The organism is Amycolatopsis sp. NPDC051071, from assembly GCF_040682875.1.
In the GTDB taxonomy this organism is placed as follows: domain Bacteria; phylum Actinomycetota; class Actinomycetes; order Mycobacteriales; family Pseudonocardiaceae; genus Amycolatopsis.
Genome location: NZ_JBFBBY010000077.1, coordinates 23,434 through 38,758, shown reverse-complemented (window position 1 = coordinate 38,758; position 15,325 = coordinate 23,434). Strand labels below are relative to the sequence as shown.

General features: G+C 69.4%; 19 protein-coding genes. 6 read left to right on the top strand and 13 right to left on the bottom strand.

The annotated features are described in order from the left end of the window. Positions 1 to 91: 91 nt before the first annotated feature. Together AB0M65_RS23865 and AB0M65_RS23860 are read right to left on the bottom strand one after the other, a co-directional pair. Positions 92 to 526: a hypothetical protein gene (locus AB0M65_RS23865; protein ID WP_364031349.1), complete on the bottom strand. Its 435-nt coding sequence runs from the start codon at positions 524 to 526 to the stop codon at positions 92 to 94. Positions 527 to 738: 212 nt separating this feature from the next. Continuing rightward, positions 739 to 1,191 carry an adenylyltransferase/cytidyltransferase family protein gene (locus AB0M65_RS23860; RefSeq protein WP_364031346.1) on the bottom strand — a complete coding sequence of 151 codons (453 nt, stop codon included), beginning with the start codon at positions 1,189 to 1,191 and terminating at the stop codon, positions 739 to 741. 99 nt (positions 1,192 to 1,290) lie between these two features. On the opposite strand from AB0M65_RS23860, the gene AB0M65_RS23855 reads away from it, so the two are divergent. Further along, complete coding sequence (locus tag AB0M65_RS23855) at positions 1,291 to 2,187, top strand: DNA-3-methyladenine glycosylase 2 family protein (protein ID WP_364031343.1); 897 nt, start codon at positions 1,291 to 1,293, stop codon at positions 2,185 to 2,187. Between the two features lie 4 nt (positions 2,188 to 2,191). On the opposite strand, the gene AB0M65_RS23850 is transcribed toward AB0M65_RS23855, so the two are convergent. From AB0M65_RS23850 to AB0M65_RS23820, 7 genes are read right to left on the bottom strand one after another with little or no spacing between them, the layout of a single operon-like run. Continuing rightward, positions 2,192 to 2,422, bottom strand: a complete 231-nt coding sequence (locus tag AB0M65_RS23850; protein WP_364031341.1) for a hypothetical protein — start codon at positions 2,420 to 2,422, stop codon at positions 2,192 to 2,194. 34 nt (positions 2,423 to 2,456) lie between these two features. Next, a complete protein-coding gene (locus AB0M65_RS23845) occupies positions 2,457 to 2,807 on the bottom strand; it encodes a GntR family transcriptional regulator (protein WP_364031338.1) in 351 nt (116 codons plus the stop codon). A 38-nt stretch (positions 2,808 to 2,845) separates the two neighbouring features. Beyond that, complete coding sequence (locus AB0M65_RS23840; RefSeq protein WP_364031335.1) at positions 2,846 to 3,553, bottom strand: hypothetical protein; 708 nt, start codon at positions 3,551 to 3,553, stop codon at positions 2,846 to 2,848. Between the two features lie 29 nt (positions 3,554 to 3,582). Next, positions 3,583 to 4,128, bottom strand: a complete 546-nt coding sequence (locus tag AB0M65_RS23835; protein WP_364031332.1) for an NUDIX hydrolase — start codon at positions 4,126 to 4,128, stop codon at positions 3,583 to 3,585. After that, positions 4,125 to 5,462, bottom strand: coding sequence for a coenzyme F420-0:L-glutamate ligase (locus AB0M65_RS23830; RefSeq protein ID WP_364031329.1), 1,338 nt, complete (start codon positions 5,460 to 5,462; stop codon positions 4,125 to 4,127). The genes AB0M65_RS23835 and AB0M65_RS23830 overlap by 4 nt, the downstream gene beginning before the upstream one ends. Further along, positions 5,455 to 6,453, bottom strand: coding sequence for a 2-phospho-L-lactate transferase (gene cofD / locus AB0M65_RS23825; protein WP_364031326.1), 999 nt, complete (start codon positions 6,451 to 6,453; stop codon positions 5,455 to 5,457). Before cofD ends, AB0M65_RS23830 begins: the two co-directional genes overlap by 8 nt. Further along, on the bottom strand, positions 6,450 to 7,184 hold the full coding sequence (locus tag AB0M65_RS23820) for a GNAT family N-acetyltransferase (RefSeq protein WP_364031352.1): 735 nt from the start codon (positions 7,182 to 7,184) through the stop codon (positions 6,450 to 6,452). The genes cofD and AB0M65_RS23820 overlap by 4 nt, the downstream gene beginning before the upstream one ends. Before the next feature lie 55 nt (positions 7,185 to 7,239). Between AB0M65_RS23820 and AB0M65_RS23815 the strand changes: the two genes are divergently transcribed. From AB0M65_RS23815 to dapC, 3 genes are all read left to right on the top strand, one after another. Beyond that, the gene (locus AB0M65_RS23815) at positions 7,240 to 7,434 is read left to right on the top strand and encodes a hypothetical protein (RefSeq protein ID WP_364031323.1); all 195 of its coding nucleotides are present in this window, start codon (positions 7,240 to 7,242) and stop codon (positions 7,432 to 7,434) included. Positions 7,435 to 7,543: 109 nt separating this feature from the next. Further along, complete coding sequence (fdxA, locus tag AB0M65_RS23810) at positions 7,544 to 7,864, top strand: ferredoxin (protein WP_364031320.1); 321 nt, start codon at positions 7,544 to 7,546, stop codon at positions 7,862 to 7,864. Beyond that, complete coding sequence (gene dapC, locus AB0M65_RS23805) at positions 7,861 to 8,952, top strand: succinyldiaminopimelate transaminase (RefSeq protein WP_364031317.1); 1,092 nt, start codon at positions 7,861 to 7,863, stop codon at positions 8,950 to 8,952. Before fdxA ends, dapC begins: the two co-directional genes overlap by 4 nt. A gap of 642 nt (positions 8,953 to 9,594) precedes the next feature. On the opposite strand, the gene AB0M65_RS23800 is transcribed toward dapC, so the two are convergent. Then, complete coding sequence (locus AB0M65_RS23800) at positions 9,595 to 10,200, bottom strand: TetR/AcrR family transcriptional regulator (protein ID WP_364031314.1); 606 nt, start codon at positions 10,198 to 10,200, stop codon at positions 9,595 to 9,597. 79 nt (positions 10,201 to 10,279) lie between these two features. On the opposite strand from AB0M65_RS23800, the gene AB0M65_RS23795 reads away from it, so the two are divergent. Then, positions 10,280 to 11,686 carry an FAD-dependent monooxygenase gene (locus tag AB0M65_RS23795; RefSeq protein ID WP_364031311.1) on the top strand — a complete coding sequence of 469 codons (1,407 nt, stop codon included), beginning with the start codon at positions 10,280 to 10,282 and terminating at the stop codon, positions 11,684 to 11,686. On the opposite strand, the gene AB0M65_RS23790 is transcribed toward AB0M65_RS23795, so the two are convergent. The 3 genes from AB0M65_RS23790 to AB0M65_RS23780 all read right to left on the bottom strand — a co-directional run bounded on the left by AB0M65_RS23790 (position 11,673) and on the right by AB0M65_RS23780 (position 14,162). Continuing rightward, positions 11,673 to 12,641, bottom strand: coding sequence for a CHAD domain-containing protein (locus AB0M65_RS23790; protein WP_364031308.1), 969 nt, complete (start codon positions 12,639 to 12,641; stop codon positions 11,673 to 11,675). The two genes, AB0M65_RS23795 and AB0M65_RS23790, sit on opposite strands and share 14 nt — an antisense overlap. A 117-nt stretch (positions 12,642 to 12,758) precedes the next feature. Beyond that, positions 12,759 to 13,745, bottom strand: a complete 987-nt coding sequence (dapD, locus tag AB0M65_RS23785) for a 2,3,4,5-tetrahydropyridine-2,6-dicarboxylate N-succinyltransferase (protein ID WP_364031305.1) — start codon at positions 13,743 to 13,745, stop codon at positions 12,759 to 12,761. A gap of 27 nt (positions 13,746 to 13,772) precedes the next feature. Continuing rightward, complete coding sequence (locus AB0M65_RS23780) at positions 13,773 to 14,162, bottom strand: hypothetical protein (RefSeq protein ID WP_364031302.1); 390 nt, start codon at positions 14,160 to 14,162, stop codon at positions 13,773 to 13,775. A gap of 48 nt (positions 14,163 to 14,210) precedes the next feature. Between AB0M65_RS23780 and dapE the strand changes: the two genes are divergently transcribed. After that, a complete protein-coding gene (gene dapE / locus AB0M65_RS23775) occupies positions 14,211 to 15,284 on the top strand; it encodes a succinyl-diaminopimelate desuccinylase (RefSeq protein WP_364031299.1) in 1,074 nt (357 codons plus the stop codon). Positions 15,285 to 15,325 lie beyond the last annotated feature (41 nt).

Sequence of the window (15,325 nt, the reverse complement as noted above, 5' to 3'; positions counted from 1 at the left end):
GTCCTCGTACTGGGCGTACTTGGTCGAAGGGCCCACGCCGCCAGGGACCGCCTGGGCGCGAAGACCACGAACGAGATTTGCCAGACACGCCCTAGATGCCGTCCAGCCGCCGTGAGAGGTTCGACCGTCCCGAGGTGTTCTGTTTGGTCGTCGGCACCAGGCCGCCGATCTCGTTTTCGGCGGTATCCGGTTCCGGCTGCTCGATCAGCGGGCTCCGCACCGGCGTGGCGGGTGGCCTGCGGGTGAGCGGGGTCGTCGCCTGAGGCAGGGGCCTGGTCGGCTGAGTTCCCGGCCGGCGAGGGTACGGCTGAGGCCGCGTCGCGCCCTCACCCCGCACCGGCGGCATGTCCAACCGCGTCGTCGGTTCAGGACCCGCGAACGGATGATCGTTTTCCGCGATCAATGAGGCCGGTAGCTGTGTGGTCGTGTCCGGGTCCGACGAGCGGTCGATCTCGGCGACCACCGATCGGGGGATCTGCTGGGTGTTCGCGGAGTCCATCGGTGACGTCGCGTTGTCCGGTGTCACGACGAAGGCTCCACGCGCGCTGGCGCGTGCGAGCAAGGCGTCTGCCCGAGCACGGGGGTCCATCCCCTAGGCCTCCCGACTGACCTGGGGCCCTCTGGGTTCAGGGCCGACTGTGTGTGTTCAGGGTAGGCCCTCCGGGCCGCCGCCGTCAGTAGACCCGCAAACGTCTTCCGACAATTGTTGGCGAGCGACCGCGTCCGGCCTCGGCGAACTCAGGCTTCCATGTCCGAGAGGATGCGGGTGCTGGAGTCGACCTTGTCCGTGCCGCCGATGCCGTAGAGCATCGCGATGTTGTTGCGGGCTCCTGCTTCGACCTCGTCGGCCGGGAGCTCGTCGACATTGCGCCGATCCCCGCCGTTGCAGAACTCGAGTTCCGTGTCCGGGTACTCCGACCGGATCAGGTCGAACGATTCGTTGATGCCCGGCCCCTCCTCGACGGCGACGTACGCGGCGTCGACGATGCGCAGCGCGCGGACGATCCGTGCCCGGATGTCCTCGGTTTGGATCACGCGGCCCTTTTTGAGGACCTGCTGACGATCGTTGTTGACGATGACGATCAGGTAGCCGGATCGTGCCTGAGCGGCCTCGAACAAGTCGAGGTGGCCCTGGTGGAGCGGATTGAAGTAGCCGCTGACGATCGAGGCCTTTGCCGGTCGCGGGGTCATCGTCGGAGTCCTCCATCGGCTTACGTTCCGGGTCATCAGAGTAGTGGCGCCGCCGGGCGGCCCGCGTAACCCTAGCCGAGGGCCGGGTAGGTTCACTGCGTGCTCTTTCGCCCCGGCTACGAACTGGACCTGGACACGGTGCTGGGTCCGCTGAGCCGTGGGTCGCGTTCGCCCAACGTCGTCCGCACCGAGAGCGGGGTCACCTGGCTGGCCGCCACCACCGCGGACGGCGCGGGCACGCTCGCGCTGCTGCGGCGCGCGGACGGCGAGATCGAGGCGGAGGCCTGGGGGCCGGGCGCGGACAGGCTGCTCGACGGCGTCCCGGCGATGCTGGGCGCGAACGACGACGATTCGGAGTTCGTGGCGCACCACGACGTCATCGCGTCGGCGCGCCGTCTCAATCCGGGGCTGCGACTGGGATCCACCGGCCGGGTCTGGGACGCGCTGGTGCTCGCCGTGCTGGAGCAGAAGGTGACCAGCGCGGAGGCGTTGCGGTCGTGGGCCGAATTGTGCCGCTGGTTCGGGGAACAGGCGCCGGGACCGGTGCCGTCACGGCTGCGCGTGCCGCCGACACCTGCCGCCATCCGGTCCATTGTGGACTGGAAATGGCATCGCGCCGGGGTGGACGTGAAACGGCGGACGACGTTGATCAACGCCGCGCGTGTCGCGCATCGGCTGGAAAAGGCCGTCGAGCTGAAGGGTGTCGAGGGCAGGGCCTGGCTGCGCAAGGTGCCCGGAATCGGCGTGTGGACCGCCGCGGAGATCGCGCAGCGCGCCTGGGGCGACCCTGACGCGGTGAGCTTCGGCGACTACAACATCCCCTCGATGGTGGGACACGCGCTCGTCGGCACGAAACTCGACGACGCCGGGATGTCCGAAGTGCTGGCGCCGTACTCGCCGCACCGGCAGCGTGCGGTGCGCTACCTGTCGACGGCCGGGTTCCGCCGTCCGAGGTTCGGGCCGAAGATCGAACTCCGCGACTACCGGGCGATGTGACGGCCTAGGGCCCCCAGCCTGGTGGCGGCGGTTGCTGCCCGGGGTGCTGCTGCGGAGGGTACGGGCCCTGAGGTCCGCCCTGGGGGTACTGGGGCGGGTACGGCGGCTGGGGCGGATAGTGAGGCGGGTAGGGCGGCGGCTTCGGCTTGTTGAGTGTCTTGATCAGGAAGTAGACACCGGCACCCACGCCCGTGAGCACGGCCGCGATGAGCACCAGCTCGATGATTCCGACCACGATTGCCCCCTTGTTCGTCGCGGTGGAGGGTAGATCAGCCCAGTGCCGCGTCCACGATCGCCTTCGCCTCGTCGCGGTCGAGGCCCAGTTTCCTGGTCAGCGCGGCGTAGTCGGCGGCCGCCTGCCTTGCCCGTTCGCGGGTCTCGTCGCCGACGGCGCCGACGAACGTCCCGGCCCGGCCGCGAGTCTCGATCAAGCCTGCTTCTTCGAGTTCGCGGTAGGCCTTGGCGACGGTGTTGGGGGCGATGCCGAGGTCCTCGGCGAGTTTTCGCACGGTCGGGAGTTTCGCCCCGACGGGCAGGGTGCCGTCGTTGATCCGCGCCGCGTAGGCGGTGCGCACCTGCTCGAACGGCGGGACCGAAGAATTCGGGTCGACCCTGACCATGCGGTTTCTCCCTGCTGGAAATGCCGTGAAGGCCGGGGTTACTGGCGGGGCGGGACGACCTGGGTCCGGTCGGCGCCGCCACCCGGGACGACCTGCGTGGCGTCACCGGCGCCACCGGGCACGACCTGGGTGCGGTCGCCGCCTTGCTGGGCAGGCGGGACGACCTGGGTGCGATCGGCACCGGCGTCGGCCTGCTGCTGCCGTGACACGACCTGCGTACGGTCGTCGCTGCCGTCGATCGGCGGGCCCGCCTGCGGGGGCGGCGGCGGGAAACCGGGCTGGGCCATACCGGGCTGGGCCATACCGGGCGCGCCGAACGCGCCGGAAGCCGGAGCGCCAGGCGGGAAACCGCCGGGAGCCGCGGCGCCAGGAGGGAAACCGCCGGGCGGCGGCGGGAAGCCCGCGGGAGCCGGGGCAGGCGGCGGCGGGAAGCCGGGTGCCTGGCCGAAACCGGGGGCGGGTGGCGGGAAACCGGGCTGCTGCTGCCAGTTGCCCTGCGGCGCGGGACCACCGGCGGGCGGGGGCGGCGGCGGGAAGCCGGGAGCCGGGCCGCCACCGCCGAAGTTCGGATTCTGCGGGAAGGACATCGGCGGTTTCTTCGCCTGGTTGACCTTCACGATGATCACCACGATCACGATGATGATAATGATGATCGCCAGGATCAGCAGGACCCAGCCGGCGCCGTCACCGTCACCGCTGCTGTGGACCCGGACCCGGTCCAGATATGGCGTCAGCGTCGTCAGCATTCTTCCCCCTTTGGACGTCAGCCGACACCCTAACGGCCGAGTGGCGCGGGGATGGCCGCTTCCACCAGTTCGGTCAGATCTTCCGACCCTTCCGGCAGTGAATTCACCGGCCACCAACGAAGATCGTCCGATTCGTCACTTTGGACCGGTTGTGCGTCCCGTGGTGCGCGCACCACGAAACGTACGTCGAAATGCCGGGTCGGAACGCCGAGCGAGCAAGTGATCGGGTGGACGTCGAGGTGTACCGGGACCGGATCGATCACCAAGTCCTCTATGCCCGATTCCTCCCGGGCCTCACGCAAGGCCGCCTCCGCGAGCGTCGCGTCGCCCGGCTCGCAATGCCCGCCGAGTTGCAGCCAGCGCCCGACTCGCGGATGCAGTGTCAGCAGGACGTTTTCCGCGTCTGCGTCCAGAAGGACGGCCGACGCGGTGATATGCCCGGCCGCGCATTCGCGAAGGCAGGCGTCCTCGCGGGCGGCGAGGAAGCCTAAATAGGCCTGGCGCAAGGATTCCTGGGCCGTGTCCGCCGGTCGCCAACTGGACAAAGTGGACACAACGTCGTCATGCAGGGTCACCGTTCGAGCAGCCCTTCACCGGGTTCGACCACGCCACGGGCGGGCGGAAGGGCGGCGGGATGACCGATCGCGACGGCGCCGAGCGGCTGCCAGCGGGCGTCCAGGCCGAGCACTTCGCGTACGACGTCCGCGGCGAAAATGGTTGACCCGATCCAGCATGAGCCGAGGTCTTCGGCCGCGAGAGCGACCAGCAGGCCCTGCACCGCGGCACCACCGGCGACGGTGAACATCGTGTGCTCACAGTCGTTCCGCCGGTCGTCGCGGTAGGTGTGCGCGCCCTCGGCGACGAGGAACGGCACGACGACCTCGGGCGCGTGGTACAGGATGTCGCCGCGGCTGAGCCGTTTCGCGACCTGCTCCGCGGTGAAGTCGTCGCGTTCGAGATCGGCCTGCCACGACGCCTTCATCGCGTCGAGAAGCTTGCGGCGTAACCCTTCCTCGCGCAGCCACACGAACCGGACCGGTTTGGTGTGGTGTGGCGCGGGAGCGGTCAGTGCTGTCCCGACCGCCCGCCGTAACACTTCCGGATCGACGGGCTCGTCGGTGAAGGACCGGATCGAACGGCGCGCGAGCACCGCTTCCCGGCGGCCCTGTGCGATCGCTTCGTTGGTGCCGAGGCGGAAAAGGTCCTCCTCGGTCGGCCGGATCAGCTTGCGGGCGGTGGAGCCGTCGTCGGTCAGCCGGAGGCCGCGCACGACGGCGACCGGGGTCCCGCCGAGTTTGCCCTTGACCAGATCCGCCGCGGAGGCGAGTTCGTCGGCGATGGCGACCTCGGTGACCGCGAGTTCGTTGCCCTGGCTGTCGATCTCACCGGCGTAGGAATGCAGCACACGCAGGCCGGACGCGCCGATCGCGGCGTCGATCTGCCCGACCCGCCACGCGCGGCCCATCGTGTCGGTGACGACGACCGCGACCTCGACGCCGAGCCGTTCCCGCAGCCCGTTCCGCAGCGCGAGCGCGGACGCGTCCGGATCGGACGGCAGCAACGCGACCTCGCCGGAGGCCACGTTCGACGCGTCCACGCCGGACGCGGCCTGCACGATGCCGAGCCGGTTCTCGGTGATCAACGTCCGGTTGATCCGCGCGACCACCCGGACGGATTCCTCCTCGACGAGCCTCCGTCGCGCGGCGTCACGCTCTTCGGGGTCCGCCGGGACGCGGATCAGCATGCCCTCGGTCTTGGAGACGATCTTGCTCGTCACGACCAGGACGTCGCCCGAGCGCAGCCACGGTGCGGCGGCGGCGATCGCCCCGGTCAGATCGTCACCGGGGCGGAACTCCGGCAGTCCGTCGACCGGCAGGATCTCGATCTTCGCGGAAGCATGATCAGTCAACGGAAACTCCGGCCAGGTCGAAGGCCGCGCGCGCCATCGCCGCGGTCTTGTCCACATCGGACATCAGCAGGGGGACGTCGCGCACGGCGACTCCTGGTACATCGACGGTCTCACCCTCGGCGACCAGCCAGCCGTCGAGCACGCCTTCCGGGGATTCCTTGCGGGAGCCGTAATGCCGCCCGACGGCCTCGGCCGAGGTCTCCACACCGATCGCGCTCAGGCACGCGTCGGCCATGCCGCGCAACGCCTTCCCACCGATGATCGGTGAGATGCCGACGACCTTGGCCCGCGTCTTCCGGAGTGCGGCGCGGATTCCCGGCACGCCGAGGGTGGTACCCACCGAAACCACCGGGTTGGACGGCGCGAACAGCACGATGTCGGCGCCCGCGATCGCCTCCAGCACGCCCGGCGCCGGTTTCGCCTCGTCCGCGCCGACGGCGATGATGGAATGCGCCTTCGGCTCGGAGCGGTAGCGCACCCACCACTCCTGGAAGTGGATCGCCTTGCGCTGATCCGGATCTTCGGGGTCGTCGATCACGACATGCGTCTCGACCCGGTCGTCCGACATCGGCAGCAGGCGCACACCCGGCTGCCAGCGATCGCACAGCGCCTCGGTGACCTGGGAGAGCGGATAGCCCGCGCGCAGCATCCGCGAACGGATCAAATGCGTCGCGATGTCCTTGTCGCCCAGCCCGAACCAGGTCGGTTCGGCGCCGTACTCGGCGAGTTCCTCCTTGACCGTCCAGGTCTCGCCCGCGTGCCCCCAGCCGCGTTCTTTGTCGATCCCCCCGCCGAGGGTGTACATGCAGGTGTCCAGGTCCGGGCAGATGCGCAGTCCGTGCATCCACACGTCGTCCCCGGTGTTCACCAGCGCGGTCACCTCATGCGGCGATTCCGTCGCGGAACCGATCGCGGGCAGCCCCAATGCTTGCTTGACACCCAGCAGGAAGCGGGCCCCGCCCACTCCGCCGACCAAAATGACGACCTTCACGACCGGCGATCCTCGCACGCGCCGGGAGCGGGGGCCCAGTAGCGGTACCTGTGGTGCTCCGTACAGCCCATGTTTTCGTACAGCTTGAGTGCGCCGTCGTTCGCCAGCGCGACCTGAAGCAGCACGCCTGTCGCGCCCTGAGCGGCGCCCCAAGCGCCCGCCGCGTTCATCAGCCCGCGTGCCAGGCCCCGCCGCCGGAACTCCGGCCGTACCTCCAAACGGGCGATATGCAGCCACTCGCCGACGACAGCGCCGCGCACCGCCCCGGCCGTGACGCCGTCCAGCTCGACGAGGCCGAAACCGACCTTGCCGGTGCCGAGGACGTGCCGCGGGGCCTCGGCGGGCTCCGTGCTCCCGGCCGTCATCTCCCACCATCCGGACGTCGGCTCGTCGAGGACCACCGCTCCCGCCGACGTCCCGCGCGGGATCGGTCCCGTCATCAGGCGTACCTCGTGTGCGGGCTTGTGTTCCACATAGTGGACCCATCCGTGGGCATCGATGGCGTCTTCGGCGGACGTGTCCTGGATCACCTGAACGACCGGCGGAATCCCGTGGTCGTGTGCGAAGTCACAGAGCTCTTTCAAGGCGTCTGGCAGCGGTTTTCCCGGGTCACCGATCGCCAGCGCGCTGTTGGCGCGGGCGGTGAACCCGTCCGCCCAGCGCAGTGTCCAGTCCCCGATCCGGCGTTCCAGCAGGGGAGGCCAGGCCCGGCTGCAGGTGAGCTCGAGCATTTCCGCAGTGTTCACGGTTAGATTGTGCCTAAGGAAGGCAGTGGGAGGGACCTCGATGAGCATCGCGCGCAAGGACGACCGGCACAACGAAGACCTGGTCCGCGAGATCTCAGATGGCTTCAACCGGGCACTGGGTTCGGAGAAGGCCGTCGAGGACGTGGACGCCGAAAAGGCGAAACCGGCCGCGCCGTCGTTCGTCATCACGGGGGACAGCAGGGCCACTCCACCGCCGCGCCGCAGGGACCGTTGAAAGCCCATACCCGGAGTATGGATAAGGGTGGCCTAACCGGGCCCGCCGCGCCCGTGGGCGCGTAATGTCCGTCGCAGACTGGTGAAGCAGAGAAAAGCAGGAGTGCGCAGTGACCTACGTGATCGCCGAGCCCTGCGTCGACGTGCTCGACAAGGCGTGTATCGACGAGTGCCCCGTGGACTGCATCTACGAGGGTGACCGCATGCTGTACATCCACCCGGACGAATGCGTCGACTGTGGTGCCTGCGAGCCGGTCTGCCCCGTCGAAGCGATCTACTACGAGGACGACGTCCCCGACGAGTGGAACGACTACACCAAGGCCAACGTCGACTTCTTCGACCAGCTCGGTTCGCCCGGCGGTGCCTCGAAGGTCGGCAAGACCAGCAACGATCCCGCCTTCATCAAGGCTCTTCCCCCGCAGGGCGAATGAGCCGGGTCGCGCTTCCCGATTTTCCCTGGGATTCGCTCGCGGAAGCCAAGGCGAAGGCGCGGGCCCACCCCGGCGGCATCGTCGACCTGTCGATCGGCACGCCGGTGGACCCGGTCCCCGAGAGCATCCGCGCGGCGCTCGCGTCGGTGTCGGACATCCCGGGGTACCCGGCCACACACGGCATCCCCGAACTGAGGGCCGCCGCGATCGAAGCCCTTTCGCGGCGGCACGGCATCGAGGGTGTTCCCGAAGCGGCCGTGCTGCCGACGATCGGTTCGAAGGAACTGGTCGCGTCGCTGCCGCGTCAGCTGGGCTTCGGGCCCGGCGATCTCGTCGTCATCCCCGAGGTGGCGTACCCGACCTACGAGGTCGGGGTGCTGATGGCGGGGGCTTCGCTGCTGCGTGCGGACAGCACGGTGGCGTTGGGGCCGCAGCGGCCGTCGATGCTGTGGCTGAACTCGCCGTCCAATCCGACCGGGCGCGTACTCGGCGTCGACCACCTGCGCAAGGTCGTCGACTGGGCCCGCGAACGCGACGTCGTCGTGGTCTCCGACGAGTGCTATCTGGCGCTGGGCTGGGAAAGCCGGCCCGTGTCGATCCTGCACCCGTCGGTGCACGGTGGTTCCCTCGACGGCCTGCTCGCCGTCCACTCGCTGTCGAAGTCCGCGAACCTCGCGAGCTACCGGGCCGGGTTCGTCACCGGTGACCCGAAGCTCGTCGCGGGGCTGCTGGAGATCCGGAAGCACTCCGGGCTGATCGTGCCGAGGCCGGTGCAGGAGGCCATGGTCGCCGCACTGAAGGACGACGAAGCCCTTGCCGCGCAACGGGAACGTTACGCGCGCCGTCGTCTGGTGCTGCGGAAGGCGTTGCAGGACAGCGGTTTCGAGATCTCACACTCCGAGGCGGGGCTGTATCTCTGGTCCACACGCGGGGAACCCGCGCTCGACACGGTGGAGTGGCTCGCCGATCGGGGCATCCTCGCCGCGCCGGGCACCTTCTACGGGCCGACGGGCGGCCGACACGTCCGGATCGCCCTGACGGCCACCGACGAGCGGATCGAAGCCGCCGCGGAGCGCCTCGCCTCCTGACTCGCGCTTGCGCGTGAAGGCCCCCTTCCCTCGGCTCAGCCGAGGGAAGGGGGCCTTCACGTACTTCTGGGGCAGGAAGGGTGCGGGAAGGTTTGGGTCGGGCCCCTGCCGCCTGCCCCCCTGCCCCCTGCCGCCCTGCCGCCCTGCCGCCCGATGTCGCAAAGGGCCCCTTAGGGACGTTGAACGTCTCAAAGGGGGCCTTCAGGACACCCGGGCGGGTCCGCGTCCGCAAGTAGAGGACTAAACGCGGCGGGCGAGGTGGTCGTGAAGGGATGGTAAGTCGCGTTAGTGCGGACTGGTACTTCCGTTTGACCGAGGGGATTCAGACGTCGTTGACGCTCGACCGTACTCGTGGTGCGCGGCGGGTGGGGGGCGTACGTGGTGATGTGTGCCGATGGTGGTGCCCCCAATGTGGCATTGGAGACGCTCAGCGTCCCCAATGCCACATTGGGGGCATCTCGCCATCCCTCCACACCACTGGTGGGCAGGGGTGAATACCGTCCGCAAGTAGAGGACTAAACGCGGCGGGCGAGGCGGTCCTGAAGGGGGCATGCGCGTGAAGGACCCCTTCCCTCGACTGAGCCGAGGGAAGGGGTCCTTCACGCGGGTCAGTGCCGCGAGTGAGACGCACGACGGGTCCGTTCAGCTCACGTCGCGGCCGGTGAAGCCCCGGTAGATGAACCGCGTCAGCGCGTCGACGGCCTCCTCCTCGGAGACGGACCGGTCCAGCAGCCAGGTGTGCGCGAAGCCGTTGACGAGCTCGGCCATCAGTGCCAGCGAGAGCCGTTCCGACGCGGGGAGTTCCATTCCCGCCGCGGTGATGTACCCGAGGTGGTCGAGGATGTCCGCCGCCTGATCGGCGCCGAACCGCGCGAACGTCCGCGCGAAGTCGTCGTTGACCATCGCGGCCTGGCGCAGCGCGAGCATCGTCGCGGCGTTGTCGCGATGGAAGGTCCAGTACTCGCGGACGTGCCACCGGACCGCTTCAGGGTCGGTGAAGTCGGCACTATGCCCCGCCTGCCTGGCGTTGACGTCGCTGGCCGCCGCGAGGTCGGCGAGGAGCGATTCGAGCAGTTCTTCCTTGCTCGCGAAGTGGTTGTAGAACGATCCTGCCGCGCGTCCGGCTTCCGCCGTGATGTCGGTGATCTTGGTGTTCAGGTACCCCTTCGCCGCGAAAACGCGCTTCGCCGCGTCCTTGAGCGCGGCCTCGGTCTCCGCCGCCTTCTCCTTGCGGCTCGTCGCCGTCATCGGCACCTCCTTGACAGGGAAGGCTAGCAACGGCCATGCTGAATTCAGATTCACTGAATTATAATTCACTGGAGGCGGAATGACCAAGGTACTGATCGCGGGGGCCGGGCCGACCGGGCTCACGCTCGCCATCGACCTCGCGCGCCGCGGCGTCGAGGTCCGGATCGTGGAGCAGGCCGAGACGTTCTTCGAGGGCTCGCGCGGTGACGGCCTGCAGCCGCGCACGCTGGAGGTCTTCGAGGACCTCGGCGTGCTGGACGCGGTGCTGGCCGCCGGGCAGGCGCCGGTACCGCTGAAGATCCACCTGGGCGGTGAGGTCGTCGGGGAGCGGATGATGGCCGAGCTCGTCGAACCGACGCCGGACGTGCCCTACCCGAATGGCTTCTTCCTCGGCCAGTCCCGGACCGAGGGGATCCTGCGCGACCGGCTCGCGGAATTCGGCGTCCGCGTCGAACTCGGCACCCCGCTGCTCGGTTTCGAGCAGGACGCCGACGGCGTGACGGCCGAACTGCCCGGCGAGCGGGTCCGGGTCGACTACCTCGTCGGCGCGGACGGCGGGAAGAGCTTCGTGCGCAAGGCACTCGGGATCGCGTTCGAGGGCACCACCGACGAGTCGATCCGCATGCTGCTGGGTGACGTCCAGGCCGAGGGGCTCGACCGCGCGTACGGGCACTGGTTCGCGAAGCCCGAGGAACCGATGTCGGGGCTCGTGCTCACGCCGCTGCCCGGCGTCCCGCACTTCCAGTTCGGCGCTCCGCTCGGCGAGGAAGAGATCGAGGCGTCGCTGACCACACTGCAGACCCGGCTCGACGAGCTGTCCGGCGGCGGCGTCCGGCTGCACGATCTGACCTGGTCCACCGTGTGGCGACCGAACATCCGCCTCGCGGAACGCTTCCGGGACGGCCGTGTGTTCCTCGCCGGCGACGCGGCGCACGTCCACCCGCCCACCGGCGGCCAGGGGCTCAACACCGGCGTGCAGGACGCGTACAACCTCGGCTGGAAGCTCGCCGACGGCTCACCGGAGCTGCTCGACAGCTACGAGCCCGAGCGTCGCGGAGTCGCCGCGCGGGTGCTGAAGATCAGCACCGAACTACTGGAGAAGTACACCGCGGGCGCGGACGACGCGCACGAGCGCGGAGAGAACACGCGTCAGCTCGACATCGGCTACCGCGGCGGACCGCTGGCGCCCGCGGCGACCGGGCGGATCCGGCCCGGTGATCGCGCGCCGGACGCGCCGCTGGCGGACGTCGACGGCAAACCCGTCCGGCTGTTCGAGCTGCTGCGTGGTCCGCGGGCGACGGTGCTGGTGTTCGGCGACGGTCCCGCTCCCGAGGGCGCGCGCCGGATCCTGCCCGCGGGAAGCGCACTGTCCGATGTGGACTTCGAGGACGTCGGCGGGCACGCGTTCGCCGCGTACGAGGCCGAGAACGGGCGGCAGGTGCGGATCCGCCCGGATGGCTACCTTCGCGAGATCACCGCGGGCTGACCGCCAATGCGGCCTCGTCGACCTCCGCCCAGACGTCGCGCCACACGGCACGGACCTCGGTGCGGCGCAGTAGCTCCTTCTCCGCGATCCGGCCCGCGATGTACGCGACTTCGGAATCGACCGAAGCCACGACGCCACGCATGCGATCGGCGGCGACACAGGCGTCCTGGTGGTCTCCGAGAACGGTCTGGAGGTCCTTCGTCGCCTTGATCAGCCGCTGGATCCGTAGTGCCTGCTTCTTCTTGGCGGCGGGTTTGGCCATCTCAGCGGCGTAGCGCAGTTTCTTGCCGTAGATGCGAAGCGCGTGAAGGTCGTCGTCCGGGGGATTGGAAGGAAGCGCCTTCACCGCCTTCGCGAGCTTTCGATGCGGCTTCGCGAGACCGGCGACGAGATCGGCGGAGCCGGGAGTGGCCTCGGAGGTGGGCTCGGCGGTGGTGGGTTGCCGGGCGAGGCGGCCGATGTCCCGCAACATCGAGTCGTAGCGGGGGCTGGTCATCGCGCGGGTGAGCCGCCGCTTCGCGCCGCCGCGTTCGGTGACGAACTTCGAGACCAGACGGCGTGCGGCGGGCTGGTCGCGTACCGCGAAGTCGGCGACGACCTCGCGGAGATGCCCGATCAGGACGTCGTAGTCGCGGACGTCGCCGAGCGACTGGCCGAGCCAGCCGAGTTCCGCGCGCACCGGTTCGGCGTCCGGGCCGACGAGGCGGCCCGACAGCTTGAGGACACTGCGCATCCGGCGCAGCGCGACCCGCATCTGGTGCAGGTCTTCCGGGTCGCCTCCGGATTTGGTGCCCGGCTCGTGTGCGAGGAGCGCGCGGACCTCGACGTCGAGTTTGACCCGGACATGGGTGGCCGCGGGGTCGGCGGGCCCGGCTTTCGCGGGGCGGTCACCGAGCCCGAGTGCGGCAGGGGTGGTCGAAGGGGCGTTCTTGTGCGGCAGTGTCTCGGCTGTCACAAGATGAATGCTAGGTGAACCGGCAAGGTGGTCCGGGCCGTGAAGAGAGCAAGGGACCTTTGCTATCACTCTCTCCCGGAGAGTGATAGCAAAGGTCCCTTGCTCTCTTTTCGCAGGTCAGTTGGCGTGCAGGGCCGCATTCAGCTCGATGCCGACGCCAGTACGGGCCACGACCTCGACAGCGCCGGTCCCGGAGTTCCGCCGGAAAACCGCACCCGAGATGCCGGACAGCTCCAGCGCCTTCACGACCTTGCCCTCGAAGACCACCTTCGTACCGGCCGTGACGTACAGGCCGGCTTCGACGACCGAGTCGTCGCCGAGCGAGATGCCGACGCCGCCGTTCGCGCCGATCAGGCAGCGCTCGCCGATGGAGATGATCTCCTTGCCGCCACCGGAAAGCGTGCCCATGATCGACGCGCCGCCGCCGACGTCGGAACCGTCGCCGACCACGACGCCTGCCGAGATCCGGCCCTCGACCATGGAGGCGCCGAGCGTGCCGGCGTTGTAGTTGACGAAGCCCTCGTGCATGACCGTGGTGCCGGTGGCCAGGTGCGCGCCGAGGCGGGCGCGGTCGGCGTCGGCGATGCGGACGCCGGTGGGCAGGACGTAGTCCACCATTCGCGGGAACTTGTCCACGCTGTAGACGGTGACGTGGCCGCGTGCCCGCAGCCGCAGCCGGGTCGCCTCGAAGCCCTCGACGGGGCACGGCCCGTGGTTGGTCCACACGACGTTCGCCAGCAGGCCGAAAATGCCGTCGAGGCTCGCACCGTGCGGGTGGATCAGACGGTGCGACAGCAGGTGCAGGCGCAGGTAGACGTCGTGCGTGTCACCGGGGGCGTCGGCGAGGCTGGCGATGGTCGTGCGGACGGCGACGACCTCGACACCGCGGTCGGTGTCCTGGCCGAGCTGGGCGGCCGCGGCCTCGCCGAGGGCTTCGGTGGCCTCTTCGGCGGTCAGCCGCACCGAGCCGGGCTCGTCCCCGGTCCCCTCGGTCAGCTTGGGCAGCGGGAACCAGGTGTCCAGCACGGTGCCGTCGGTCGCGATGGTGGCCAGTCCGACGCCGGTGGCGCCGGTCGTTTCGGGATCAGGGGTCTGCTCGCTCACGCCCTGAACGGTACCCAGTGACCTGCGTCAACCGCCGACGAGGCTCTGCACCGTGGTCAACGCCGCCGACATGTCGACGAGCGCCTGGGTGCACTGGCCGCCGGGTGCCGCCTGGTCCTGGCAGTTCGTCGTGCGGAAGACGGAGATCGGCCGGTCGAGGGCGTCCGCGTCCGCCGACAGATCCGGACGGCGTTTGCGGACGTTGCCCGCCGCGCCGGAGACCTCGGTGACGTACTTCTGGCAGCCCTTCGGCGATTCCGTCCCCGGCGCCAGGTAGCACTGGTCGGTGGTCAGCGCCTTGAGCTTGATCGGCAGGACGTCCGGTCCGGTGCTCTGCGTGGGCTTCACCGTCACCGGGACCTCACCCGATCCGCAGCCGCCGAGTACCAGGAGAAGGCCGACCAAGATCACTCGCATGCGCACTCCTTCACGGTAGCCCTGCGGCCACGCCGGTACGGTGCGGGCATGCCTTCGCTCGATCTGCACGCCGACCCGGTCGACCTCACCGCCGCGCTGGTGGACATCTTCAGCGTCTCGGAGGAGGAGAAGGCCATCGCGGACGCCGTACAGGCCGCGTTGGAGACGCAGGCCGGGCATCTCGAAGTGATCCGCAACGGCGACGCCGTCCTTGCCCGCACCAATCTCGGCCGCCCTTCGCGAGTGGTGCTGGCCGGGCATCTGGACACCGTCCCGGTCAACGAGAACCTGCCGGTGCGTCGTGAGGGGACCGGTGACGACGAGATCCTTCACGGTTTAGGCACCGTCGACATGAAGAGCGGCGACGCCGTCTTTCTGCACCTCGCCGCCGCCCTTCGCGAGCCTCGTCACGACGTGACCTTCGTGTTCTACGACTGCGAAGAGATCGAAGCGACGAAGAACGGCCTCGGCCGTATCGAGCGTGAACTGCCCGAGTGGCTGCGGGGCGACCTCGCGATTCTCGGCGAGCCCTCGAACGGCGGCATCGAGGGCGGCTGCCAGGGCACGATGCGGATCGAGATCCGCGTCGAAGGCGTCCGGGCGCACACCGCACGGGGCTGGATGGGCGTCAACGCGATCCACGGACTCGCCGAACCGCTGCGGCGGCTCGCCGAGTACACGCCGAGGGTGGTCGACATCGACGGCCTGACCTATCGCGAAGGCCTGCAGGCCACGAAGATCGGCGGCGGCGTCGCGGGGAATGTCGTACCGGACGAGGCTGTGCTCACGATCAACCACCGGTTCGCCCCGGACCGCGATGTGGAGCAGGCCGAGGCGCACCTTCGCGAGGTCTTCGAGGGCTACGACGTCAAAGTTGTCGACTTGTCGCCAGGGGCGTTGCCCGGACTGAGTGCTCCGGCCGCCGCCGAACTGGTCGCGGCGGCGGGTGGCAAGGCCGTCGCGAAGCTGGGCTGGACCGACGTCGCGCGCTTCGCGGCTCTCGGGGTTCCTGCGGTGAACTTCGGTCCCGGCGACCCGACGCTGGCGCACACGCGGCAGGAACACGTGCGGGCCGGGGAGATCCGGCAGGTCGCCGCGGTGCTGCGCGACTTCCTCAGCTGAGAGGTCGGTCTTGGGCTCGTGAGTGTTTTGGGTCGTTAGAG

Coding starts and splice junctions, on each gene's coding strand:
- AB0M65_RS23800 (WP_364031314.1), bottom strand. CDS start 10,200: ATGACGGCGACGAGCCGCAAGGAGAAGGCGGCGGAGACCGAGGCCGCG.
- dapE (WP_364031299.1), top strand. CDS start 14,211: ATGCCTTCGCTCGATCTGCACGCCGACCCGGTCGACCTCACCGCCGCG.
- dapC (WP_364031317.1), top strand. CDS start 7,861: ATGAGCCGGGTCGCGCTTCCCGATTTTCCCTGGGATTCGCTCGCGGAA.
- AB0M65_RS23820 (WP_364031352.1), bottom strand. CDS start 7,184: ATGCTCGAGCTCACCTGCAGCCGGGCCTGGCCTCCCCTGCTGGAACGC.
- AB0M65_RS23845 (WP_364031338.1), bottom strand. CDS start 2,807: ATGGTCAGGGTCGACCCGAATTCTTCGGTCCCGCCGTTCGAGCAGGTG.
- AB0M65_RS23795 (WP_364031311.1), top strand. CDS start 10,280: ATGACCAAGGTACTGATCGCGGGGGCCGGGCCGACCGGGCTCACGCTC.
- AB0M65_RS23780 (WP_364031302.1), bottom strand. CDS start 14,162: ATGCGAGTGATCTTGGTCGGCCTTCTCCTGGTACTCGGCGGCTGCGGA.
- AB0M65_RS23860 (WP_364031346.1), bottom strand. CDS start 1,191: ATGACCCCGCGACCGGCAAAGGCCTCGATCGTCAGCGGCTACTTCAAT.
- AB0M65_RS23815 (WP_364031323.1), top strand. CDS start 7,240: ATGAGCATCGCGCGCAAGGACGACCGGCACAACGAAGACCTGGTCCGC.
- AB0M65_RS23840 (WP_364031335.1), bottom strand. CDS start 3,553: ATGCTGACGACGCTGACGCCATATCTGGACCGGGTCCGGGTCCACAGC.